Genomic DNA, 23,593 nt, shown 5'->3' with positions numbered 1-23,593 from the left:
CTAATGCAACGTGCCGCCCTTTAGGCGGCACGTTTTTTTTGCATCAGGAAAGGAGGAATTTCCGTAGCGAGCGAAGTTAGGCTGGCCGCCGCCGGAGCGCAGCTGCCGGAGTGTAGCCCGCTACATGGAGGAGACGACCGGGCCGGCGCACCGGCACCGCCGGCGGCCAGCTTCTTTTATCAAGAGCCCGAGCGCAGCAGGAAATTACCCTTCCCTCATCAGGCCAGGGCCTTCTCTACCACCTCATAGACGTTCGGCGAGAGCTCCTCGGCGCGGATACGCTCGAGCTCGCCCTTCATCAGCTCCTGGCGGGCCTCGTCGAAGCGCGCCCAGCGCGTCAGGGGGGTGACCAGTCGGGCGGCGATCTCCGGATTGAGACGGTTGAGCTCGATCACGGTGTCGGCCAGCAGCCGGTAGCCTGCCCCGTCGGCGCGGTGGAAGTTCACCGGGTTCTGGTTGGCGAAGGTGCCGATCAGCGCCCGTACCTTGTTGGGATTCTTAAGCGAGAAGGCCGGGTGCGCCATCAGGAAGGTCACGCGGTCGAGCACGTCCGGCTGCGGGCGGGTCACCTGGATGGCGAACCACTGGTCCATCACCAGGGGGTCGTGGGCCCAGGTCTCGCCGAAGGCCTTGAGGGCCGGGTCGGCGATGTCGCCGCGGGAGCTGTGCACCAGCAGGGTCAGGGCATGGCGCACGTCGGTCATGTTGTGGTCCGCCTCGAACTGCTCGCGGGCGAGTTCCAGTCCCGTCTCGTCCTCGATGGCCATGAGGTAGGAGAGCGCCACGTTCTTCAGGCTGCGCGCAGCGATCTGCTCGGGCTCCGGCGCATAGGGGGCGTCGTCCTGGTTCTCGCGATAGACGCGCAGGAAGTCGTCACGCAGCGCCAGGGCAAGGCTCTGCTTGACGAAGGTGCGGGCGGCATGGATGGCATCCACGTCGACCAGCGGCTGCTGCTCGGCGATGTAGGCCTCGGAGGGCAGGGTCAGCATCTGGGCCAGCACCGCCTTGTCGTCGCTCTCCGCTGCCAGCAGTACGCGGAAGGCCTCGGTGACCCGCGGGTCCATCACCTTCTCGACGCCGTTGCGGTGGGCCGCGATCAGGTCGTCCAGGGCCAGCAGGGCCAGGCGCTGGCCGGCATCCCAGCGGTTGAAGCCGTCGGAGTCGTGGGCCTGCAGGAACGCCAGGTCCTCGCGACCGTAGGGGAAGTACAGCTTCACCGGCGCCGAGAAGCCGCGCAGCAGCGAGGGCACCGGGGCCTCGCTGACATCGGTGAAGAGGAACTCCTGCTCCTCCTCGCGCAGGTGGACCACCGTATCGGTGCCAAGCGTTTCGCCCTCCAGGGTCAGCGGCAGGTCACGGCCTGACTTGGTGCCCACCAGGCCCAGGCGAACCGGGATATGCAGGGCCTGCTTGTCCGGCTGGCCCGGGGTCGCCGGGGTACGCTGGCGCAGGATGAGGCGGTACTCGGCGTTGGCGTAGTCGTACTCGCCGTGGGCATCGATCTCGGGGGTGCCCGCCTGGGAGTACCAGAGCATGAACTGGGTGAGGTCCTGGCCCGAGGCCTCGGCCATGCAGCCCACGAAGTCCTCGATGGTCACGGCCTGGCCGTCGAAGCGTTCGAAGTAGAGGTCGCTGCCGCGGCGGAAGGCCTCCTTCCCCACCAGGTTCGAGAGCATGCGCACGATCTCCGCGCCCTTCTCGTAGATGGTCAGGGTGTAGAAGTTGCCGATCTCGATGTAGTGGTCGGGGCGCACCGGGTGAGCGGTGGGACCGGCGTCCTCGGCGAACTGGGCGGTGCGGAAGAAGGAGACGTCCTCGATGCGCTTGACCGGCGCCGAGTTGGTATCCGCCGAGAAGCACTGGTCACGGAAGACCGTGAACCCCTCCTTCAGGGAGAGCTGGAACCAGTCGCGACAGGTGACCCGGTTGCCGGACCAGTTGTGGAAGTACTCGTGGGCGACGATGCCCTCGACGCGCTGGAAGGCCGCATCGGTGGCGGTATGGGGATGGGTCAGCACCGCGGCCGAGTTGAAGATGTTGAGCCCCTTGTTCTCCATGGCGCCCATGTTGAAGTCGTTGACCGCCACGATCATGAAGAGGTCCAGGTCGTACTCGCGCCCGTAGGTCTCCTCGTCCCAGCGCATGGCGCGCTTCAGCGAGGCCATGGCGTGGTCGGTCTTGTCGAGGTTCTCCTCCTCGACCCAGATCTGCAGGGTGACGTCACGCCCGCTCATGGTGGTGAAGCCATCCTCGACCTTGCGAAGGTCGCCGGCCACCAGGGCGAACAGGTAGCTGGGCTTGGGGTGCGGGTCTTCCCAGGTGACGAAGTGGCGGCCGCCGGGCAGCTCGCCGCGCTCCACCGGGTTGCCGTTGGCGAGCAGCACGGGCTCGCGCTCGGCGTCACCGATCACCGTGGTGGAGAAGGTCGCCATGACGTCGGGGCGGTCCGGGTAGAAGGTGATGCGGCGAAAGCCCTCGGCCTCGCACTGGGTGCAGAACATGCCGCTGGAGCGATAAAGTCCCGACAGCGCCGTGTTGCCGTCGGGGGCGATCTCGACCTCGGTATCGAGCAGGAAGGTCTCCGGCACCCGGTGCACGACCAGCCCCGCTTCACCGACCTCGTACTCGTCCTGCTCCAGGGGCTGGCCGTCGATGGCGATGGCCTTGAGCGCCAGCTGCTCGCCGTCGAGCGCCAGGGGGGCTCCGGCCTCGCGCTCCGGATGGCGCGCGAGGTGCAGGCGCGCCTTGACCCGGGTGGCATCCGGGTCAAGGTCGAAGGTCAGTTCGGTACGGGTCACACGGTAGGCAGGCGGACGGTAGTCACTCAGGTAAATCGGCTGCGGTTCTGACATCGAGGATGGCTCCTGTCGGTGATTGCCATCCATTGTACGGCGCCCCGCGCCCGGAGCTCAAAGCAATGCGACGCCCGTCGCGATCAGCGCACGGCGACCGGCTCCGGGCGCGACAGGACCCAGGCGCCCACCAGGCAGAGCCCGGCGATCAGCGACAGCTTGAGCCACCAGAGGCTCACGGTGAGGGCCAGCACCAGCATCGAGATACCCAGCATGGCGGTAGCCAGCCGCTTGGCATGGCGGGGAATCGCCCGCTCGCACTCCCAGGCCACCACGGCGGGGCCGAAGCGGGGATGCTCGCGGATCCAGGCGGCAAAGCGCGGTGAGCCCTTCGAGGCCGCCCAGACCGCCAGCAGCATGAAGCAGGTGGTCGGCAGCAGCGGCAGGAAGGCACCCACCACGCCCAGCCCGAAGCTGACCCAGGCCAGGGCCATGAAGGCGACACGACGAACGACGGGCATCGAACGCTCACTCCCGATAGTCAGGTATCCTTCCCATTGAAGAGCATTCTGCCCTCCCGTGCCAATCGCCGGCGACTATGGGCGCCATCGGCGTGACCTGGATCAAGGCGCCAAGGCAGCCGTCAGTCGCGGAAGTTGTCGAACTGCAGCGGCAGGTCGGGGCCGCCCTCCCCGCGCAGCAGGGCCATGACGGCCTGGAGGTCATCGCGTTTCTTGCCCGTGACCCGAACCTTCTCGCCCTGGATCTGGGCCTGGACCTTCAGCTTGCTCTCCTTGATGCGCTTGACGACGTCCTTGGCCTCCTTCTGGTCGAGCCCCTGCTTGAGGGTCACCTCCTGGCGAGCGCGGACCCCGGAGAGCACCGGCTCCTGGACGTCCATGCAGCGGGCATCGATGCCGCGCGCGATGAGCTTGTTGCGCAGCACGTCGAGCATCTGCTTGAGCTGGAAGTCGACCTCGGCCTCCAGCGAGACCGTCTCGCCGCTGAGCTCGAAGCTCGCGGTGACCCCCTTGAAGTCGAAGCGGGTCTGGATTTCCCGGTTGGCCTGGTCCACGGCGTTGCTGGCTTCGTGCTTGTCGAACTCGGAAACGATGTCGAAGGAGGGCATGGGCATGTCCTGCTGAAGGGTGGATCACTGTGAGGGGACGAATGGCACGATTCTATCAGCCCTCGCGGGCCTGCGCGGCCCCCTGTTCGGCCAGCAGCGGCTTCGCCATCTGCCAGCCCGCACAGCCGTCCTCGTAGTAGTCGCCGAGCCAGCGCTCCGGGCGAAAGCCCATCCGTCGATAGAGTCCCAGCGCCACCTGGTTGTCGGCGCGCACCTCGAGGCCCAGCACCTCGGCATCACGTGCCAGCGCCTCGGCCTCCAGGGCCACCAGCAGCCGCCGGCCCAGGCCACTGCCACGCGCATCGGGATGCACGCAGAAGGAGTAGAGCCGGGCACGGCGGGTGCCACGACGAAACAGCAGGGTGCCATAGCCCAGCAGCCTCGGGGGCCCGCCCTCGGGCACTCGCTGCTCGGCGACCAGCGTCAGGGCATTCGCGCGGTTGAGCAGGTGCCAGAGCTGGCGGCGACTGAAGCGGTCGCCGGTGAAAGCCACCTGCTCCAGGCGGTAGAGTGCAGCCAGGTCGCGCCCCAGGGCCTGGCGCAGGATGACGGTCATCTCGGTTCTCCGGAAATCTCGGGACGATTGTGATCATGGCCAATATCGCTGTCACCGGCGTTGACCATGAAATCTTTTCACTCGAACGCCGGCTTGTCCGGGAGCGGGCTCAGGAGCATGCTGGCCGCATTCCGGCGGCACCCCGCCGCCCAGCCCGGAAGCCCCACCATGTGTCCGCTGCGCATCGTCGTCGACCGACTGGAAGACTGGCGGCCCTACTATCCCTCCGAGGACCTGATCACCGCCGATGACTTCCTTGCCCAGGACCGGCAACACCGCATCGGCGACGACCAGGACCGCACCACCCATGTGATCAACCTGTGCAGCGAGCTCGACTACCTGGGCACGGGCTACTACGTCTCGCTGCTGGCCCAGGCGCGGGGACAGCGGGTACTGCCCGCGGTCGAGACCCTCAACGCCCTCGGCCGCAAGATCCTGGTCGACCTCCAGCTAGATGGCCTGGCGCCGCTGCTCGGTGACCTGGCCCGCCAGGGGGCACTGCCGGGTGACCAGCTGTCGCTGCGGGTGCTGTTCGGCGAGTGCCGGGAGCCCGGCCTGGCGCGGCTGGCGCGCCGGCTCTTCGAACGGCTGCCCTGCCCGCTGCTCGAGGCGCGCCTGGTGCGTCGCCATGGCGTTTGGCGCCTGTCGCGCCTCAAGCCGCTGCGCCTGCGCGACCTGACGCCCGAGGAGCAGGACCTCTTCGCCACGGCCCTCAACCGCCACTCCCGCAAGGTCTGGCGCACGCCCAAGGCGCGGCGCCGCTACCGCTTCGACCTGGCGATCCTGATCGACCCGCAGGAGGCCCTGCCCCCCAGCAACCGCGGCGCGCTGAAGGCCTTCATCCGCGCCGGACGCCGCCTGGGCATTGATGTCTCGCTGGTCACCCGCAAGGATGCCGGCCGGCTCGCCGAGTTCGACGGCCTGTTCATCCGCGAGACGACCGCCCTCGACCACCACACCTATCGCATGGCCCGGCGGGCGGAACACGAGGGGCTGGTGGTGATCGATGCCCCCCGCGACATCCTGCGCTGCACCAACAAGGTCTACCTGCACGCCCTGCTGCGGGCCCGGGGCGTTCCGGCCCCGGAGGGCATCCTGCTCAAGCGCGGCGACCGCCGAGCACTGGAGGAACGGGTCGCTGGTCTCGGCTTCCCGATGGTACTCAAGATTCCCGACGGCGCCTTCTCCCGGGGCATCGTCAAGGTCGAGTCGGTGCAGCAGCTCGAGCGCGAGGCCAGCCGGCTGTTCGCCACCTCGGCCCTGCTGCTGCTCCAGGAGTGGCTGCCCACCGAGTACGACTGGCGGATCGGCGTGCTCGATGGCCAGGTGCTGTTTGCCAGCCGCTACTACATGGCCCGCGGCCACTGGCAGATCTACGACCATTCCGGCGCCCGGGTGAAGAGCGGCGGCTTCACCACCCATGACCCCGCCGAGGTCCCAACGACGGTGATCCGGGCGGCGCTCAAGGCCACCCGGCTGATCGGCGACGGCTTCTATGGCGTGGACCTCAAGCAGGCCGGTGACCGGGTGGTGGTGATCGAGGTCAACGACAACCCCAATGTGGACGCCGGCATCGAGGATGCCGTGCTCGGCCGCGCGCTCTACGAGCGCATCATGGGGGTCTTCCTGGCCCGCATGGAGGCCCGGGTGCGCGAGCGGGCGTGACCTCGAGTGGCTGACGCCGCCCCGGTTGTGGCGTATGCTGTCGCTTTCCTGGACAAGCCTTGTACAACCTACGGAGCCCCGATGAGCGATCGCGATACCCGCCACCAGCAGGCCATGCAGAAACTCAAGTCCCGTGTCGACGAGAAGGTCGCCGAGGCCACCGAGCAGCGCGGGCTACTGCTGGTCTTCACCGGCAACGGCAAGGGCAAGACCACCGCTGCCTGGGGCACCGTGACCCGCGCCCTGGGTTACGGCTACCGGGTCGGCGTGGTGCAGTTCATCAAGGGACTCTGGGAGTGCGGCGAGCGCGAGCGGCTGGCGGAGGACCCCAACCTGGAAGTGGCCATCATGGCCACCGGCTTCACCTGGGACACCCAGAACCGCGAGGCCGACACCCGCGCCTGCCGCGAGGTATGGGCAAAGGCCGAACAGATGCTCGCCGACCCGGACGTCTACCTGGTGGTACTCGACGAGATCACCTACATGCTCAAGTTCGGCTACCTGGATATCGAGACGGTGAAGCGCGCGCTGGAGAACCGTCCCGCCGAGCAGACGGTGATCATCACCGGCCGAAACGCCCACCGGGAACTCACCGCCATGGCCGATACCGTCACCGAGATGCAGGAGGTGCGCCACGCCTTCAACAGCGGGCTCCAGGCCCGCCGCGGCATCGACTATTGACCCCATGATTTTCAATCACTTAACGAGAAACGAGTCACGGACGTCGTCGTCAGGCAACACTTAACTAATTGATTTTAAAGACTTGCCTTCACCTCCCCGATAACCGTCTCTTCATGGCGACGGTTATCTCCTTCCCTGATGTGCCCGGCCCCGGCCAACTGGCCCACCCCTTCCCCAACTAATTGATCATGCAATCTTTTCTTAAGATGGCATGCGCCTTGCTCTATGACTGGATCGAAAAGCAGAGGATGCGTGACCGCCCGCCGAGGGCGGCCGCCCCGGTCATCGAGCAAGGAGACAGCGATCATGAGAATCACCATCTTCGGTTCCGGCTATGTGGGCCTGGTCACCGGCGCCTGCCTGGCCGATGTCGGCCATGACGTGATGTGCGTCGACGTGGATGCGGACAAGGTGGCCCGGCTCGAGGCCGGCGAGGTGCCGATCTACGAGCCCGGGCTGGAGAGCCTGATCCGCCAGAACCGGGCGGCCGGTCGCCTGCACTTCACCACCGATGCCGAGCAGGCGGTGGCCTTCGGCCTGCTGCAGTTCATCGCCGTGGGGACCCCCTCGGACGAGGATGGCAGCGCCGACCTTCGCCATGTGCTCAAGGTCGCCGAGACCATCGGCCGCCACATGGATGACTACCGGATCATTGTCGACAAGTCGACGGTGCCGGTCGGCACCGCCAGCCGGGTAGAGCGCGCCGTCGCCGCCGAGCTCGACCGCCGCGGGGTCGCGCTGGACTTCGATGTCTGCTCCAACCCCGAATTCCTCAAGGAGGGCGCGGCCATCGAGGACTTCTCCAAGGGTGCGCGGATCGTGGTCGGCACCGACTCGGAGCGGGTCAGGAGCGCCATGCACGAATGCTATGCCCCCTACAGCCGCCAGAAGGACAAGCTGATGTTCATGGGGGTGCGCAGCGCCGAGCTGACCAAGTACGCCGCCAACGCCATGCTCGCCACCAAGATCAGCTTCATCAACGAGATCGCCAACCTCTCCGAGCGGCTGGGTGCCGATATCGAGGAGGTACGCCACGGCATCGGCAGCGACCCGCGCATCGGCTACCACTTCATCTACCCGGGCTGCGGCTACGGCGGCTCCTGCTTCCCCAAGGACGTCAAGGCGCTGGCGCATACCGCCGAGGAGGTCGGCCACCCCGCCGAGATGATCGCCGCCGTGGAGCGCGTCAACGCGCGCCAGAAGAGTCGCCTGTTCGAGATGCTCTGCCAGGCCTTCAGCGGCCAGCTGGCCGGCAAGACCATCGCGCTGTGGGGCCTGGCCTTCAAGCCCAACACCGACGACATGCGCGAGGCCCCCAGCCGGGCCCTGATGGAGGCCCTGTGGGAGGCCGGCGCCCGGGTCCAGGCCTTTGACCCGGAGGCCGCCGGGGAGTGTCGCCGGATCTATGGCGAGCGCGACGACCTGAGGCTCGCCAGCCAGCGCAACGAGGCCCTGGAAGGTGCCGATGCCCTGGTGATCTGCACCGAGTGGAAGGCCTTTCGCACCGTGGATTTCGCCGAGCTGCGCGAGTCGCTCGCCTCGCCGGTGCTGGTCGACGGCCGCAACCTCTTCCAGCCCGAGACCGTCAAGGCCGCGGGCCTCGCCTACTACGCCATCGGCCGGGGTGACTCCGTACGTCCCGTGCTCGCCTGAGGGGAGTCGAGATGTCGAACAGACCTGACGATCGCTCCGTCGCCAGCAAGGCGACGGAGGTCGCGACCTTCATCCTCGGGATCGCCCTGCTGATCGTGGTGATCGACGGGCTGCCGCTGGATGTCTTCTCCCCCGAGTCGAAGAGCTTCTTCTTCGCCGTCGGGGCCGTGGGCATCTGGCGCTACAGCTGGTGGCTGATCCAGGCGCTGCGCTCGGTATGGTACAACCGCCGGATCTTCCCGCGCCTGCGGGCCGAGGCCGATGCCGCGGGGGAGCAGGCGCTCCCGCCGGAGCTCTATGTGCTCTGCACCTCCTTTCGCATCGAGCCCGAGGTCAGTTTCCAGGTCTACGATGCCCTGGTGCGCGAGGTTGCCGACTATGGCGTGCCCACCACCATCTTCGCCTCGCTGTCGGACCGCACCGACGTGGACGTCATCACCCACGTCATGGAGGACAACGGCTGGCCGGAGAACATCGAGCTGCGCTACATGTTCCAGAAGGGCGACGGCAAGCGCTCGGCCATGGCCGAGGTGCTGCGCGCCATCTCGCGCCGCATGCCGGCACCCGGCGCCCTGCTGGTCTCCATGGACGGCGACATCCGGCTGGAGCCGGGCACCCTGTCGCGCTCGCTGTCGTTCTTCAGCGTCCAGGAGGACCTGGGCGCCCTGACCACCAACAACAGCGCCATCGTCACGGGGGGCGACGCCACCAAGGAGTGGTACGACATCCGCTATGCCCAGCGCCACCTGGTGATGAGCTCGATGTCGGTCTCCCGGCGCCTGCTGGTGCTGACCGGTCGCTACAGCGCCTTCCGGGCCGACCTGGCGACCCAGCCCGGTTTCATCGAGCTGGTGGAGAACGACCACGTCGACCACTGGCGCTTCGGCACCTTCAAGTTCCTCTCCGGCGACGACAAGTCGACCTGGTACTGGCTGCTGAAGAACGGCTGGCGGATGCTCTACATCCCGGATGTGCACGTCTCGGGCTTCGAGGAACTGCCCGACCGCAAGCGCTTCTTCCATTCGACCACCGACCTGATGCGTCGCTGGTACGGCAACATGCTGCGCACCAGCAACCGGGCCATCGCCCTGGGGCCGCGGCCCATGGGCCTGTTCACCTGGTGGAGCCTGGTCGACCAGCGGCTCTCCATGTGGACCACCCTGATCGGCCCCACGGTGGCCATCCTGGTGACCCTGTTCATCCGTCCCTCGTTCATCTTCGCCTATGCCCTGTGGATCCTCTTCACCCGCGGCATCGTGACGCTGATCCTGGCCTGGCAGCACGGTCGCTACAGCCTGCTGTGGGTGCCCCTGATCTACTACAACCAGGTGTGGGGTGCCCTGCTCAAGACCTATGTCAGCTTCCGCTTCAACCGCCAGAAGTGGTCGCGTCAGGGCATCTCCGCAGGCGAGCCCAACGACCCGGCGGCCGTGACGCGCCAGCGGCGCATGGGCCATGTGCTGCACGGCTTTGCCTACGGGGTGCTGCTCTACGTGTTGATACTGGCCACCGGCGTCCTGCAGCCCCCGGACCGGACCTCACTGTCCATCCTCACCGGTGGCGGCAGCACGCAGGCGCAGTCGCGGGTGGATGACCGCTGGCTGTCACTGGCCATCGCCGATGCCCCGGAGGGGGGCAGCGTGCAGCTGCCGGCCGGTGACTTCCACCTCGACGACGACCTGCTGGAGGCGCTCGAAGGGCTCGACCGCCCCCGCGCCGGCCATCTGCTGGGCGCCGCACGGGACACCACACGCCTGATCGTCACGCCCGAACTGGCCCGTCACCTGCGCGATGCCCGCGGGCGCCCCATTGCCGAGGCCGCGGCCTGCCCGCAGCCCGACGGCTGCACCCTGGAGCTGGAGCACCACTCGATGCGCTTCAAGGACCTGCAAATCCGCGTGGAAGCCGGCCGTTCCGGCGACGCCGTGGCGTCGGCCAAACAACAGAGCAAGGAGAACGCAAAGGATGTCTGACCATCATTCCGACATGAATGGCATCGAGCGCAACGAGCCGACCCTGGGCCCGGGCACCCCCCGCGGCGCGGGGCCTGCCGGCAGCCCATCGGGCGGCCATGAGGCGCCGGGTGAACGGATCCACCACGAGCGTCGCGACGAGCGCCGGTTCATCCGCGTCTCACCGCCCTTCCGGGTCCGCTGCGAGGATGGCCAGGAACTCCCCGGCGCCGATGTCTCGGTGGGCGGCTTCGCCGTTCGCACCTCGCGTCCGCTGCGCCAGGGCGAGCGCCTCTCGGCCTCGCTGCTGCTGACCGTCGGGGCCACCGAGCTGATCGTGCCCGTGCGGGCCGAGTGCCGCCATGCCACCGCCGAGGCCGACGGGCGCCACCACGTCAACGGTTTCGAGATCACGGACATCGACCCGCCCCATCGCGAGCTGCTGCGCCAGGTGGTCCGCAGCTGCCTGACCGGGCGCCAGGCCAGCATCGAGTCACTGATGGAGGGCGAGGACCCGCAGACCCCGCGCAAGCGCAAGGCGGCCCCGTCCACGCCCCTGCCCCCGTCGCGCCCGCCCAAGCCGAAGGGACGCTATGTGCTGCTGTTCAGCGCCATCGCGATCCTCGCCCTCGCGGCCGCGGCCACGGCCTATCGCAACTTCATGCTGATCGAGCCGAGCTTCGCCGCGGTCACCGCGCCCCGGATCGACATCCGTGCCCCGGGCCCGGGCATCCTCGAGGCCCACGACCTGCAGGCCGGCGACCGGGTCGAGCGTGACCAGGAGCTGACCAGCATCACCAACAGCGACCTGGAGTCGGAGCTGATCCTCTCCCGTGCCTCGCTGAACTACAACGAGCAGCTGATCGCCAACCTGAAGGAGCATCTCCAGTCGGCCGGCGGCGGTCAGGTCAGCATCGCCAGCTCCGCGCGCCCCGAGAGCGGCGATGCCATGAACTTCGAGACGGTATCGCCCGAGATTGCCCAGGCCCGCATCTCACAGTTCGAGACGGCTCGCGACCTGGAGAGCTCGCGCATCACCGCCCTGGAGGCTCGCCAGGCCAGCAACGAGATCTATAGCCCGTGTGACTGCCTGGTGGCCTGGGCCCTGAGCAGCGCCGACGGCACCTACATCAACGAGAGCGAGCGGATCATGACCCTGATTCGCACCGGCGAGAACGATGTCATGGTCGAGGCGCTGGTCCACATGGACGACATCGAGCGCATCGAGCCCAACCAGACGGCCTACGTCTCGCTGCCCAACGCCTCGACCCCGATCCGCGCCCGGGTGCGCAACGTGGCACTCGACATCGAGCGTCAACCGCGTGCCGGCTTCCCGAGCTGGGTCCGCCAGCAGCAGAACGTGGCCAGCGTACTGCTGGTGCCCGAGAAGAGCCTCCCCGCCGAGAGCGTCGGCAAGCCGGCGGACGTGCGCTTCACCGAGGCTCCGCTGCTGGGTGCCACCGCCGAGTGGATCTGGCAGGGCATGCGTGCCGTCGGCCAGTTCGGTGAGCGCGTCTATCGTGCCGTCACCCAGGAGGACGAGCAACGCGAGGCGGGGTGATCCCCGCTCGCCTTCGCCGCGACGCCTCGACGCCGCGGCCCTTCGCCAAGGAGACACCATGAGCATGGAACACCCCCGTAACCGCCGCCACGCCCTTGCCCTCACGGCCCTGATGACAGGCCTCGCCTCGACGAGTGCCCCGGCGCAGGAGGGCAAGGAGCCGACCCTCTCCTATCCGCGGGTCGAGCCCTGCTCGGCGCGCTACCCGCCGGTGGCCACGCCGCAGCCGGACCTCGCCACCAAGGATGCCCAGGCGGGGGTCCGCCAGGGCTTCGGCACCACCCGTGACTGGGGCGTCGAGGACAATGTCGAACTGCTCGACGCCGGCGCCACGGGACTCGACGAGCCCGGCCTGCGTGTCCACTACCCCGAAGGCACCTCGTCCCCCGGGGACACCGAGCAGGGTGGGGCCGGCTTCTACGCCGACCCGGCGAGCCTGGCCGGCGCCGAGCGGGCCTGCCTGACCTACCAGGTGCGCTTCGAGCCGGGGTTCGACTTCGTCAAGGGCGGCAAGCTGCCGGGCCTCTACGGCGGCGAGGCTCCCAGCGGCGGCGACGAGGTCGATGGCGAGAGCGGCTTCTCGATGCGCTTCATGTGGCGTGAGGCCGGCCAGGGCGAGCTCTACGAGTACGTGGCCAGTCAGGACGAGAAGTTCGGCGCCTCCGTGGGCCGCGGGCTGTGGAGCTTCCCCACCGGCGAGTGGGTCACCATCGAGCAGGAACTGGTGCTCAACACGCCGGGGGAGGCCGACGGCCTGGCCCGGGTGTGGATCAACGGTGTACCGGTGCTCGAGCAGAGCGAGATCGTCTATCGCACCACCGAGGAGGTGACCATCGATGGCCTGATGTTCTCGACCTTCTTCGGCGGCAACGGCAAGGAGTGGCGCACCCCCGTCGACCAGCATGCCGATTTCGCCGCCTTCCGCTTCTACGCCCCCTCGACCTGAGCGGGGCGCGTCCCGTATCACAAGGAGTCACCCCTGCCATGCCCCATGCCCGTCCCAGACTGACCCATCGGCCACTCACGTCTGCCCTGGCCCTGCTGCTCGCCGGGCTGTCGAGCAGCGCAGGCGCCCAGGAGATGGACATCCTCACCATCGAGGAGCGCGAGGCACTGGACCTCTCGGACTATCGCGTCACCGCTCCCGATGCCGGCTACTTCGACGTGGCGGCCCGCATGGAGGAACTCGCAGACACCGACAACGCCATCCTGCTCCAGGAGATCGATGACCTCTCCCAGGGGCCGAGCTGCCAGCAACTCATGGAGTACGAGCCCATCACCACCCACCTGCGGGTTCCCGGCTACTATCCCAGCCCGGAGGCGTGGGAGCTCGCTTCGGAGCCGCTGTTCCAGTTCGAGGACAACGTCTCGATGCTGGCCGGCAGCTTCGTCGCCAGCGGCGACGACTACTATGCCGAGTGCCTGGTGCGCTTCCTGGACCACTGGGCGCAGCAGGAGGCCCTGACCGACTTCTACTACGACTCCATGGAACCCCAGGCCTGGTTCGCCACCGAATCGATGATCTTCGCCGCCGCCATGGCCTATGCCAACGTGCGCCCCTTCGTCGAGGGCATGGAGGAGGAGCGCGAGCGCGTCGAGGAGTGGCTCAACGGCCTGGCCCACCAGCACGCCGACATTCCCGGCGGCGAGGGCAACAGCTGCTGCAACAACCACTTCTACCGCCGGGCGCTCTACGCCAGCATGGTCGGCGTGCTGACCGAGGACAACGAGCTGTTCCGCTTCGGGGTCAGCGCCATCCATGCCGCGCTGCACGACATGACCCGGGAAGGCGCCTTCCCGCTGGAGGTTTCCCGGGGACGTCGCGCCACCCACTACCAGAACTATGGCCTGCTCTACCTGATCACCAACATGCAGGTCATCGCCCGGCAGGGCTACGACATCTTCGAACTCGAGGTCGACGGCCACACCATCCATGACGCCATCGACTTCCTCTTCGCGATCCTCGACGACCCGGCCGCCCTGGGCGACTACGCCCCCCTCGAGCAGTACACCGGCTTTCTCAAGGATCCCCAGTACTTCACCTGGATGGAGATCTATCTCGAGCGCTTCGACGCCCCCCGCGTCGAGGACTTCATCCGCCGGATACGCCCCCTCTACAACCGCAGTGCCGGCGGCTACATGACCCTCTACTTCATGGACCCCGGGGCACAGCAGCATGTCGTCCTCGACGAGGAGAAGCAGGAGACCACCGCCTTCAAGGGGCTGGGTCAGGAGTGATGCCCCGCTGTCAGCCGTCATCCACCGATCACCGCGAGGACCGAACACCATGAACACCACCCCGACAGACATCACCGTCCTCCCGCATGCCCGGGGCCTGCGCCTGATGGCCTCGGCCAGCCTGCTGGTGCTGCTCGCGGGATGCGCCGTCACCGACAGCGCCCCCCAGGCCACCGCCCCCCTGCCCGAGCGCTATCAGGCCTGGTTCGAGGATGGCCAGCCGCGCAACCTCGAGTGGATGCACAAGCAGACCGTCAAGAAGGCCGACGAGGCGGCCGCCGCCGGCAACCCGCGTGAGGCGATCCGGCTGCTCACCTCGCTGGCCGACCAGGGCTTTCCCCAGGCGCACTACGAGCTGGGCAAGCTCTACGACCAGGGCAAGGCCATGCCACGAGACCCTGCCCGGGCGGCCGAGCACTATGCCCGGGCGGTGCGCACCCCCTCCTACATCCGCGGCCATGCCGCACTCAACCTGGCGAAGCTCTATCGCGAGGGGGACGGGGTCGAGCGCAACGACCTGCTCGCCTACCACCTGCTGCGCCTGGCCGTGGAAGAGGAGGTGGGCCGCGACGAGCGGGTGATGCTGGCAGAACTGCTGCGGGAAGGCGGCAACGGGGTGTCGGCAAACCCCGAACGGGCGGCCAGGCTCTATGCCATCGAGGCCGAGCAGGGCCAGGAGGAGGCGCTCAGGGCGCTGGCCGAGGCCCACGCCCCCGGCGGCTGGCTCGACGAGAAGCCCGAACGCGCCATGGACTACGCCCAGCGCTACGCCGAGGCGCTGCAGAAGCGCGCCACTGCCGGCGAGACCGATGCCATGCAACGCCTGGCGGGCCTACATGCCCCCGACGGCCTGCTCGGCGACCAGCCCGAACAGCGCCTGCACTGGCTGCGCCAGGCGGCCGAGGCCGGTGACGAGGATGCGCTGGGCAATGCCGGGAGCGCCATGCTGGACGCCGGGGAGACCCGGCAGGGCATCGCCATGCTCGAGGAGGCGGCCAGCAACGGCGATGTCGATGCCATGACCAAGCTGGGCGGGTTCCTGGTCGAGCGCCGCCCCGGCGAGGCGCGCCAGTGGCTGACCCGGGCCGCGGAGCAGGGCTCCACGGATGCCCGAGTGCATCTGGGGCGCCTGCTGATCGAGGGCGAGGATCCCCGCCGCGGCGTGGCCCAGCTCGAGGAAGCGGCGGCCCAGGATCATCCCCTGGCCCTTGCCTCGCTGGGCGACTTCTACATGAACGACGAGCGCTCCCCCAGCCAACCCTTCATCGCCGTCGACTACCTGGAACGCGCCCATGAACTGGGCCATCCCTGGGCCACCCAGCAGCTGGGCGAGGCATATCTGAGGGGCCGCGGCGTGACCGCCGATCCCCAGCAGGCCGAAGCGCTGCTGCGCCAGGCGGCCGACCAGGGACAGAGCGGCGCCTTGGCGCTGCTCGGCCAGGCCTACCTGGAGGGCGAGACGCTGCCCCTCCACCCCAGTCGTGGCGAGCAGCTGCTGCAGGCGGCGGTAGACGCCGGCGAGACCTCCGCCATGACTGCGCTCGGCGAGGCCTACCTGGAGGGCCCGCTGGAGCCCCGGCCGGAGCGCGGCCTGCAACTGCTGAAGCAGGCCGCACAGCAGGGCGACGGCTACGCCATGGTGGTGCTGGGCCGCGCCTACCGCAAGGGCGAGGGCGGCCTCCCCCGGGACCTGGACAAGGCCACCCAGTGGCTGACCCGCGCCCGTGAGGCGGGCCATGCCTCCGCCGACGACGCGATGACCCGCGTCAACCGCGACCTTGGCGCCCAGGGCGACATCCGGGCCCTGGTCAAGGCCGCCGAGGATGGCCACCCCGGCGCCATGGCCGACCTGGGGCGCGCCTTCCTCGAGGGTCAGGGCATGCAGCAGAACCGCGAGCACGCCCGGACCTGGCTCACCCGGGCCGCCAATGCCGGCCACAACGGGGCGCGGGCGGAGCTCGGCGAGATGCTCCTCGACAGCGACCCCGAGCGGGCCCTGACGCTGCTGCGCACCGCCGCCGACGCCGGCAACCAGGGGGCCCGGCTGACCCTGGGGCGCGCCTACCTGGAGGGCGAGCACGTCGCCGCCGACCCCGAGCAGGGCATCGCCTACCTGCGCCCCTCGGCCGAGGCCGGCAATCCCTATGCCGCCCAGCTGCTGGGCCAGGCCTACCTGGCCGGCAATGGCGTGGAGGCCGACCCGCAGAAGGCCGAGGAGTGGCTGAACCGCGCCGTGGCGAGCGGCGACCTCTCCGCCCGCGCCAGCCTCGGCCGCGTGCTGCTGCGCGGCGAGAACGGCGTCCCCCGCGACGGTGAACGCGGCCGGCGCCTGCTCGAGGAGGCCGCCGAGCAGGGCCACCCCGGTGCCATGGCCACCTTGGGACGGGAGTACATCCGCGGCGAGAACCTCGAGCAAGACGTCCGCCAGGGGGCCGACTACCTGCTGAAGGCGGCCGAGCAGGGCCACCCCAGCGCCCGCCTGGCGCTGGCCAAGGCCTACCTGGCGGCCAACGGGCTGGAGAATGCCAGCCGCGAGCAGGCCCTGGTGTGGCTCGATGGCGTCATGGAGGGCGACAGCGGCATGGCGCTGCAGACCCTCCACGAGCTGCTCTCCGACGAGAGTGCCGCCGAGGCCCTGAAGGTGGCCGCGGCGGAGTGACCCGCTGTCGCCCCCGCAACGCGAAGGCCGGCCCCCGAGGGGGCCGGCCTTCGCGTTTCAGCAGGGCTGTCGAGGCGGCGGTCAGCCCTCGAAGGGATTGCGCAGCACGATGGTCTCGTTGCGATCCGGCCCGGTGGAGATGATGTCGATGGAGGTCCCCACCTTCTCTTCCAGGAAGCTGATGTAGGAGCGCGCATTGGCCGGCAGGTCCTCGACGCGACGCACCCCCAGGGTGGACTCGCTCCAGCCCGGCAGGTCCTCGTAGAGCGGCTCGATGGCTTCATAGCCCTCGGAGTCCACCGGGGTGTCGAGCACCTCGCCGTCCTTGCTGCGATAGCCCACGCAGACGCGGATGTTCTCCAGGCCGTCCAGCACGTCGAGCTTGGTCAGGCAGATACCCGAGACGGAGTTGATCTGCACGGCGTGACGCAGGGCCACGGCATCGAACCAGCCGCAGCGGCGCGCGCGACCGGTGGTGGCCCCGAACTCGTGGCCCTTCTCGGCCAGGTGGCGGCCATGGTCGTCGAACAGCTCGGTGGGGAAGGGCCCGGAGCCGACCCGGGTGGTGTAGGCCTTGGTGATGCCCAGCACGTAGTCCAGGTAGAGCGGCCCGACGCCGGAGCCGGTGGCGGTGCCGCCGGCGGTGGTGTTGGAACTGGTCACGAAGGGGTAGGTGCCGTGGTCGATGTCCAGCAGCGAGCCCTGGGCCCCCTCGAAGAGGATGTTCTCGCCGGCGCGACGCATCTCGTGGACCAGGCTCACGGTATCGCAGACCATGGGCCGCAGCTCCTCGGCCATGCCCATCGCCTGGTCGAGCACCTGCTGGAAGTCCACCGGCTTCTCGCCGTGGTACTGGGTCAGCACGAAGTTGTGGTAATCCAGCACCTCGCCGAGCTTGGAGGCGAAGCGCTCGCGGTGGAGCAGGTCGCCCAGGCGCAGGCCACGGCGCGCCACCTTGTCCTCGTAGGCCGGGCCGATGCCGCGGCCGGTGGTGCCGATCTTGGCGATGCCGCGGGCCTTCTCGCGGGCCTGGTCCAGGCGCACGTGGTACGGCAGGATCAGCGGGCAGGCCGGCGACAGGCGCAGGCGCTCGCGCACCGGCACGCCCTTGCTCTCCAGCTCGCGGATCTCCTCCATCAGCGCCTCGGGCGACAGCACCACGCCGTTGCCGATCACGCAGATCTTGTCGTTGCGCAGGATGCCCGAGGGGATCAGGTGCAGGACGGTCTTCTCGCCGTCGATGACCAGGGTATGGCCGGCGTTGTGCCCGCCCTGGAAGCGCACCACCGCCGACGCGGATTCGGTGAGCAGGTCGACGACCTTGCCCTTGCCTTCGTCACCCCACTGGGTGCCCAGTACGACTACATTCTTGCCCATTGTGCTCTCGTCTCTCGTTGCGGCACCGCGCCCGTGGAAAGGCCCAGGGCCGAGGTCATTGACCGCGGGCCCTCAGGCCCGGTCCTGTGAAGTCTCCAGGAGGCGCGGCTCCCAGCGACCATCGATACGTTCCAGCCGGCGGTCGCAGCGGTGCTCCGCCGGCCCGGTGCGCTGCCCGGGCAGCGCCTGGACGACCCGCTCGCCCTGCTGGCGAAGCGCCTGCAGGACCTCCGTCAGCCCTTCTCCCTCGGCCGGCGCCCAGATGCCGTCCGGCTCCGGCTCTGCGGGCGCCAGGGTGGCCAGCAGCTTGAGGTCCATGGAGAAGCCGGTGGCGGGCCGTGCGCGGCCGAAGGCGCGGCCGGTATCGTCGTAGCGCCCCCCCTTGGCCAGCGCCTGGCCGTAGTGCGGCACGTAGGCGGCGAACATCATGCCGGTGTGATACTGATAGCCCCGCAGTTCGGCCAGGTCGAAGTAGGGTTCGACCCCCGGGTACTCGGCCAGCACTCCGTCGACCATGGCACGCAGCTGGTCCAGCGCCGCCCCCACGGGCTGGGGCGCCTCCTCGAAGGCCTCGCGGGCCGCCTCCAGCACCTCGAGCCCCCCGTGCAGGTCGCCCAGGGCGCGGAACATCGCCGCCAGCCCCGGATCGCGGACGCTCTCCTCCACGCGTGACGCCAGCTCGCCCGGCGACTTGAGGGCCAGGGCGTCGAACAGGGCACGCTCCTGGTCGGCATCCAGCCCCGCGGCCTGCACCAGGCTACGGTAGATGCCGATATGGCCCAGCGCCAGGTGGATCTCCGTCGCCCCGGCGGTCTCGAGGCTGGCCAGTGCCAGGCGCAGGATCTCCAGGTCGGCCTCCAGGCCGGCGTGGCCGAACAGCTCCACGCCGACCTGCACCGGACTGCGACCGCCCTGGTGCTGGTCGGCCTTGGCACGCAGCACGTTGGTGCAGTAGCAGAGCCTCACCGGCCCCTGGCGGCGCAGGGAGTGGGCATCCATGCGCGCCACCTGGGGGGTGACATCGGCGCTCACGCCCATCATGCGGCCGGTCATCTGGTCGGTCAGCTTGAAGGTCTGCAGATCGAGGTCGGTACCGGTGCCGGTGAGCAGGGAGTCCAGAAACTCCACCGGCGGGGGCATCACCTGGTCATAGCCCCAGCGGTGATAGAGGTCGAGCAGCGCGCGGCGCAGCTCCTCCATGCGACTGGCCTGAGGCGGCAGTACCTCGTCCATGCCGTCGGGAAGCAGCCAGCGGTCAGCGATGGTCATGTCGTTCATCCTGCGAGACGATGGTTGGCCTGCGACGATGCCCGAGTCGCGCGAGGCGTGCTGGCGAACGGGAGCGCCGGGAGTGGAGAGGCCACAAAAAAACCGGGCCACGCCCGGTTCAAGGATTCTACCACGTTTGCGGGCCGGTTGAACCCCGGCCGGCAGGCGGCACACCGCCCGCCGGGCCCGTCACTCGGCTCCGCCCTGGGGGCTCTTGAGGTACTGGAAGAACTCGCTGGAGGGGTCCAGCACCAGCATGTTGTCGTCACCGGCGAAGCTGTCGCGGTAGGCGTTGAGGCTGCGCCAGAAGCTGAAGAACTCCTCGTCCTTGCCGTAGGCCTCGGAGAAGATGGCCGCCGCCTCGGCGTCACCCTCACCGCGCAGGGTCTCCGAACGAGCACTGGCCTGCGCGAGAAGAACCTGGCGGCGGCGGTCGGCGTTGGCGCGGATGCGCTCGGCCTCCTCCTGGCCCTGGGCGCGCCATTCACGGGCCTGGCGCTCGCGTTCTGAGCGCATACGCTCATACACGGCGGAAGACACATCCTCCGGCAGATCGATGCGCTTGACCCGAATATCACGCACCGCCACCCCCAGTTCCTCGCGCATCAGCTCGTCGAGATCCTCGGTGGGGCCGGTCATCAGGTCGTCGCGGCGTTCGGCGATGATCTGCTGCAGGTTCAGACGGCCGAACTCGTTACGCAGGCTCTCGTCGACCCGCGGCTGGATCAGCCGGCTGGCCATCAGCTCGTCACCGGCGGTGGCCTCGTAGTACTGGGTCGGATTGACCACCTGCCACTGGACATAGGAGTCGACGATCACCGCCTTCTGCTCCAGGGTCAGGTAGCGGCTGGGGTCGGTGTCCAGCGTCAGCAGCCGGGTATCAAAGGTGCGCACCGTCTGGGTAATCGGCACCTTGAAGTGCAGGCCAGGCTGGATGTTCTCCTCGATGATCTCACCGAAGCGCAGCTTGACGGCACGCTCGGTCTCGTCGACCACGTAGAGGCTGTTGCTGGCAAGCCACGCCACGGCGGCCAGGCCACCGACGATGAGCAGGGAACGATTATTGATCATTTAGCGGCCCTCCCTGCGGATTCCACTGTTGCTGCTGTTGCTACTGTTGCTGCTGCTCGACGACTGGCTTGAGCGCATGCGTTCGAGCACGCGCGGATCCAGTTCGCCCTGCTCGCCCTGGCTGACGTCACTGCCGGCACTGCCACCGCCGGGACGCTGGTCCAGGGGCAGGTACATCAGCGGGCTGTCCTCGGCCACGTCGACCATCACCTTCGAGGTATTGGCAAACACCTCGCTGAGGGCATCCAGGTAGAGGCGCTCGCGCATGATAGAGGGGTTATCCTCGTACTGGCCAAGCAGCGCATTGAAGCGGCTGGCCTGACCCCGGGCCTCGGCGACCACGGATTCGCGATAGCCCTGACCCTGCTCGACAAGGCGCTGGGCCTGGCCCTGAGCCTCGGGGATGATGGAGTTGGCGTAGGCGATGCCCTGGTTGATGGTGCGCTGGCGGTCCTCGCGGGCGCGGATGACGTCGTCGAAGGCGTCCTGTACCGCATCCGGCGGTGCAGTGGACTCAACGTTGAGCGTCTGCAGCAGGATGCCGGTGCCGTAGCTGTCCAGGTAGGACTGCAGGCGGCTGGCCACCGAGCTGCCGAGGATCTCACGCCCGGACGTCAGGATGTCGATCATGTCGGTACCGCCGACCACGTGACGCAGCGCGCTGTCCAGGGCGTTCTCGAGACTGAGTTCAGGATCACGGACGTTGAGCACGTAGTCCCTGGGTTCGGCGACCTGGTACTGAGCCGAGATCTCGACGGAGACGATGTTCTCGTCCTGGGTCAGCATCGACTGCGTCTGGGTGACGGAGCGCACGCGAGTCACGTTGACCATGCGCACGTCATCGATCAGCGGCGGGTTCCACTGCAGGCCGGGGGTGACGACCTCCTGGAATTCGCCGAAGCGCAGCACCACGCCCCGCTCGGACTGGTCGACCAGATAGAAGCCGGAGGCCGCCCAGATAGCCAGGGCGACCACGATCAGCAGGCCCGGCAGGGTGAAGGCATTGCGCGGCTTGCCACCGCCGCCCTTGCCGCCGGAACCGCCCTTCTTGCCCCCGCGGCCGCCCAGCATGCTGTTGAGCTTGTCCTGAAACTTCTTCAGGGCCTCGTCGAGGTCGGGCGGCCCCTGATTGCCGCCGCCCTTGCCCCCGCCGCCACTGCCACCGCGGCCACCCCCGCTCCAGGGGTCGTGCTGGTTGCCACCACCAGGCTCATTCCAGGCCATACGTCGTCTCCACTATGCGTTGCATTCCGCCACCGGCAGCGCCGGCGACGGACGTCGGTTGCGAACCTGCGGGTATCGCCCGGCGCAGCCCGGCGTCCCTGTCATCGTGTTGTGGCTGCTGGCCTGCCCGCCAGCGGACCGGCCCTCACGCGTCACGCCTCCCACACCGGCGGCGCCTGCAGCGCTCTCGGCAGGTAGTCGTCGGCACGCTCGCCCAGTCGCGCCATCAGTTGCAGGAAGTCACGCCGTGGCAGGCGCACCTCCAGCAGGGTGTGCCCCGCGTCATCGAAGCGCTCCCCGCGCACCGCACCGAGGTCGTGCAGCCCGGCCCGCAGCCTGCCCTGCTCCGGGGCCAGGCAGAGCTCGAAGTCGATGATGTCATCGGCCAGGCACTCCGATAGCGCCTGCTCCAGCAGCTCGAGCCCCTTGCCCTTGCGGGCCGAGAGCCAGACCACCTCGGGCCGGCCCTCCCCGTCGCGCTCGATGCGCGGTGCGCTGTCGAGCAGGTCGATCTTGTTCATCACCTTGAGGGTCGGCACCTCGAGGGCCCCGATCTCGTCGAGCACGGCCTCGACCTGAGCGACGTTGAGTTCGCGGTCAGGGTCGGCGGCGTCGATCACGTGCACCAGCAGCGAGGCCTCGGCGGCCTCCTGGAGGGTAGCGCGGAAGGCCTCGACCAGCTTGTGGGGCAGGTGACGGATGAACCCCACGGTGTCGGCGAGCACCACCGGCCCCACGTCCTCGATCTCCAGGCGACGCAGCGTCGGGTCGAGGGTAGCGAAGAGCTGGTCGGCCGCATAGACCCGGGCGGACGTCAGGGCGTTGAAGAGCGTGGACTTGCCGGCGTTGGTGTAGCCCACCAGCGAGACGCTGGGGATCTCCGCCCGGGAACGGGCCCGACGATTCTGACTGCGCTGGCTGCGCACCTTGTCGAGCCGCTTGTGGATCGCCTTGATGCGTGCCCGCAGCAGGCGGCGGTCGGTCTCGAGCTGGGTCTCGCCCGGCCCCCGCAGGCCGATACCGCCCTTCTGGCGCTCCAGGTGGGTCCAGCCGCGCACCAGGCGGGTCGACATGTACTCGAGCTGGGCGAGCTCCACCTGCAGCTTGCCCTCATGGGTCCGGGCACGCTGGGCGAAGATATCGAGGATCAGGCCGGTGCGGTCGATCACCCGGCACTTGAGCTCGCGCTCCAGGTTACGCTCCTGGGAGGGGCTCAGGCCATGGTTGAAGATCACCAGCTCGGCGTGATGCACCGCCTTCGCCTCGCGCAGCTCCTCGAGCTTGCCCGACCCCACGAAGGTGCGGGAATCGGGGCGCTTGCGACTGCCGGTGATCAGGGTGGCCGGCTCCGCGCCGGCCGAGCGCACGAGTTCGAGGAACTCACCCGCATCCTCGCGCTCCTGCTCGTCCTGGAAATCCACATGGACAAGGATCGCCGTCTCGCCGGCGTCGGGACGTTCAAAAAACAATCAATACCTCACGCATCAGGGTCCGGCTGCGCGTCCGGAGCCGGCAAGCGCACGTTGCGCGACGGCACCACGGTGGAGATGGCGTGCTTGTAGACCATCTGGCTGACGGTGTTGCGCAACAGGATGACGAACTGGTCGAAGGACTCGATCTGGCCCTGCAGCTTGATGCCGTTGACCAGGAAAATCGAAACCGGAATGCGCTCCTTGCGCAGGATGTTCAGGTACGGGTCTTGAAGGGACTGCCCTTTGGACATGTTGCTCTCCCTGAGTGTCTCTGGGGGTTGATGTTATGTCGGT

At 68.5% G+C, this 23,593-nt stretch carries 18 protein-coding genes; 8 read left to right on the top strand and 10 right to left on the bottom strand.

The genetic code is table 11. The features are described from left to right. Positions 1-218: 218 nt before the first annotated feature. From pepN to P8934_RS04870, 4 genes are all read right to left on the bottom strand, one after another. Positions 219-2,852, bottom strand: coding sequence for an aminopeptidase N (gene pepN / locus P8934_RS04885; protein WP_278033195.1), 2,634 nt, complete (start codon positions 2,850-2,852; stop codon positions 219-221). A gap of 83 nt (positions 2,853-2,935) precedes the next feature. Continuing rightward, on the bottom strand, positions 2,936-3,313 hold the full coding sequence (locus P8934_RS04880) for a YbaN family protein (protein WP_106229924.1): 378 nt from the start codon (positions 3,311-3,313) through the stop codon (positions 2,936-2,938). A gap of 122 nt (positions 3,314-3,435) precedes the next feature. Continuing rightward, the gene (locus P8934_RS04875) at positions 3,436-3,921 is read right to left on the bottom strand and encodes a YajQ family cyclic di-GMP-binding protein (protein ID WP_278033194.1); all 486 of its coding nucleotides are present in this window, start codon (positions 3,919-3,921) and stop codon (positions 3,436-3,438) included. A gap of 55 nt (positions 3,922-3,976) precedes the next feature. Continuing rightward, entirely contained in the window at positions 3,977-4,477 is a 501-nt protein-coding gene (locus P8934_RS04870) for a GNAT family N-acetyltransferase (protein ID WP_278033193.1), read from the bottom strand. 168 nt (positions 4,478-4,645) lie between these two features. Between P8934_RS04870 and P8934_RS04865 the strand changes: the two genes are divergently transcribed. The 8 genes from P8934_RS04865 (at position 4,646) to P8934_RS04830 (ending at position 16,886) form a co-directional block, all read left to right on the top strand. Further along, positions 4,646-6,142: a RimK family protein gene (locus tag P8934_RS04865; protein ID WP_278033996.1), complete on the top strand. Its 1,497-nt coding sequence runs from the start codon at positions 4,646-4,648 to the stop codon at positions 6,140-6,142. Positions 6,143-6,223: 81 nt separating this feature from the next. Continuing rightward, the gene (gene cobO, locus P8934_RS04860; protein WP_278033192.1) at positions 6,224-6,823 is read left to right on the top strand and encodes a cob(I)yrinic acid a,c-diamide adenosyltransferase; all 600 of its coding nucleotides are present in this window, start codon (positions 6,224-6,226) and stop codon (positions 6,821-6,823) included. Positions 6,824-7,129: 306 nt separating this feature from the next. Next, a complete protein-coding gene (locus P8934_RS04855) occupies positions 7,130-8,476 on the top strand; it encodes a UDP-glucose/GDP-mannose dehydrogenase family protein (protein ID WP_278033191.1) in 1,347 nt (448 codons plus the stop codon). Positions 8,477-8,487: 11 nt separating this feature from the next. Beyond that, positions 8,488-10,449 (top strand): glycosyltransferase, encoded by a 1,962-nt coding sequence (locus P8934_RS04850; protein ID WP_278033190.1) that lies wholly within the window; start codon positions 8,488-8,490, stop codon positions 10,447-10,449. Next, the gene (locus P8934_RS04845) at positions 10,442-11,989 is read left to right on the top strand and encodes a PilZ domain-containing protein (RefSeq protein ID WP_278033189.1); all 1,548 of its coding nucleotides are present in this window, start codon (positions 10,442-10,444) and stop codon (positions 11,987-11,989) included. The genes P8934_RS04850 and P8934_RS04845 overlap by 8 nt, the downstream gene beginning before the upstream one ends. Before the next feature lie 58 nt (positions 11,990-12,047). Then, the gene (locus tag P8934_RS04840; protein ID WP_278033188.1) at positions 12,048-12,935 is read left to right on the top strand and encodes a polysaccharide lyase; all 888 of its coding nucleotides are present in this window, start codon (positions 12,048-12,050) and stop codon (positions 12,933-12,935) included. A gap of 38 nt (positions 12,936-12,973) precedes the next feature. Next, positions 12,974-14,227, top strand: a complete 1,254-nt coding sequence (locus P8934_RS04835) for an alginate lyase family protein (protein ID WP_278033187.1) — start codon at positions 12,974-12,976, stop codon at positions 14,225-14,227. 49 nt (positions 14,228-14,276) lie between these two features. Further along, positions 14,277-16,886: a tetratricopeptide repeat protein gene (locus P8934_RS04830; protein WP_278033186.1), complete on the top strand. Its 2,610-nt coding sequence runs from the start codon at positions 14,277-14,279 to the stop codon at positions 16,884-16,886. Positions 16,887-16,967: 81 nt separating this feature from the next. Here P8934_RS04830 and P8934_RS04825 read toward each other — a convergent pair whose 3' ends face one another. The 6 genes from P8934_RS04825 to hfq all read right to left on the bottom strand — a co-directional run bounded on the left by P8934_RS04825 (position 16,968) and on the right by hfq (position 23,550). Then, entirely contained in the window at positions 16,968-18,263 is a 1,296-nt protein-coding gene (locus P8934_RS04825; RefSeq protein ID WP_278033185.1) for an adenylosuccinate synthase, read from the bottom strand. A gap of 72 nt (positions 18,264-18,335) precedes the next feature. Continuing rightward, positions 18,336-19,532, bottom strand: a complete 1,197-nt coding sequence (locus P8934_RS04820; protein WP_278033184.1) for an ATP phosphoribosyltransferase regulatory subunit — start codon at positions 19,530-19,532, stop codon at positions 18,336-18,338. A gap of 189 nt (positions 19,533-19,721) precedes the next feature. After that, entirely contained in the window at positions 19,722-20,603 is an 882-nt protein-coding gene (gene hflC / locus P8934_RS04815) for a protease modulator HflC (RefSeq protein WP_278033183.1), read from the bottom strand. Next, complete coding sequence (gene hflK, locus P8934_RS04810; RefSeq protein ID WP_278033182.1) at positions 20,604-21,827, bottom strand: FtsH protease activity modulator HflK; 1,224 nt, start codon at positions 21,825-21,827, stop codon at positions 20,604-20,606. Between the two features lie 152 nt (positions 21,828-21,979). After that, positions 21,980-23,296, bottom strand: coding sequence for a ribosome rescue GTPase HflX (gene hflX, locus P8934_RS04805; protein WP_278033181.1), 1,317 nt, complete (start codon positions 23,294-23,296; stop codon positions 21,980-21,982). 8 nt (positions 23,297-23,304) lie between these two features. Then, positions 23,305-23,550 (bottom strand): RNA chaperone Hfq, encoded by a 246-nt coding sequence (gene hfq, locus P8934_RS04800; protein WP_106229908.1) that lies wholly within the window; start codon positions 23,548-23,550, stop codon positions 23,305-23,307. Positions 23,551-23,593 lie beyond the last annotated feature (43 nt).

Source organism: Halomonas sp. CKK8 (assembly GCF_029625235.1).
GTDB classification, from domain to species: domain Bacteria; phylum Pseudomonadota; class Gammaproteobacteria; order Pseudomonadales; family Halomonadaceae; genus Halomonas; species Halomonas ventosae.
This window is presented reverse-complemented; position numbering and strand designations above follow the sequence as displayed.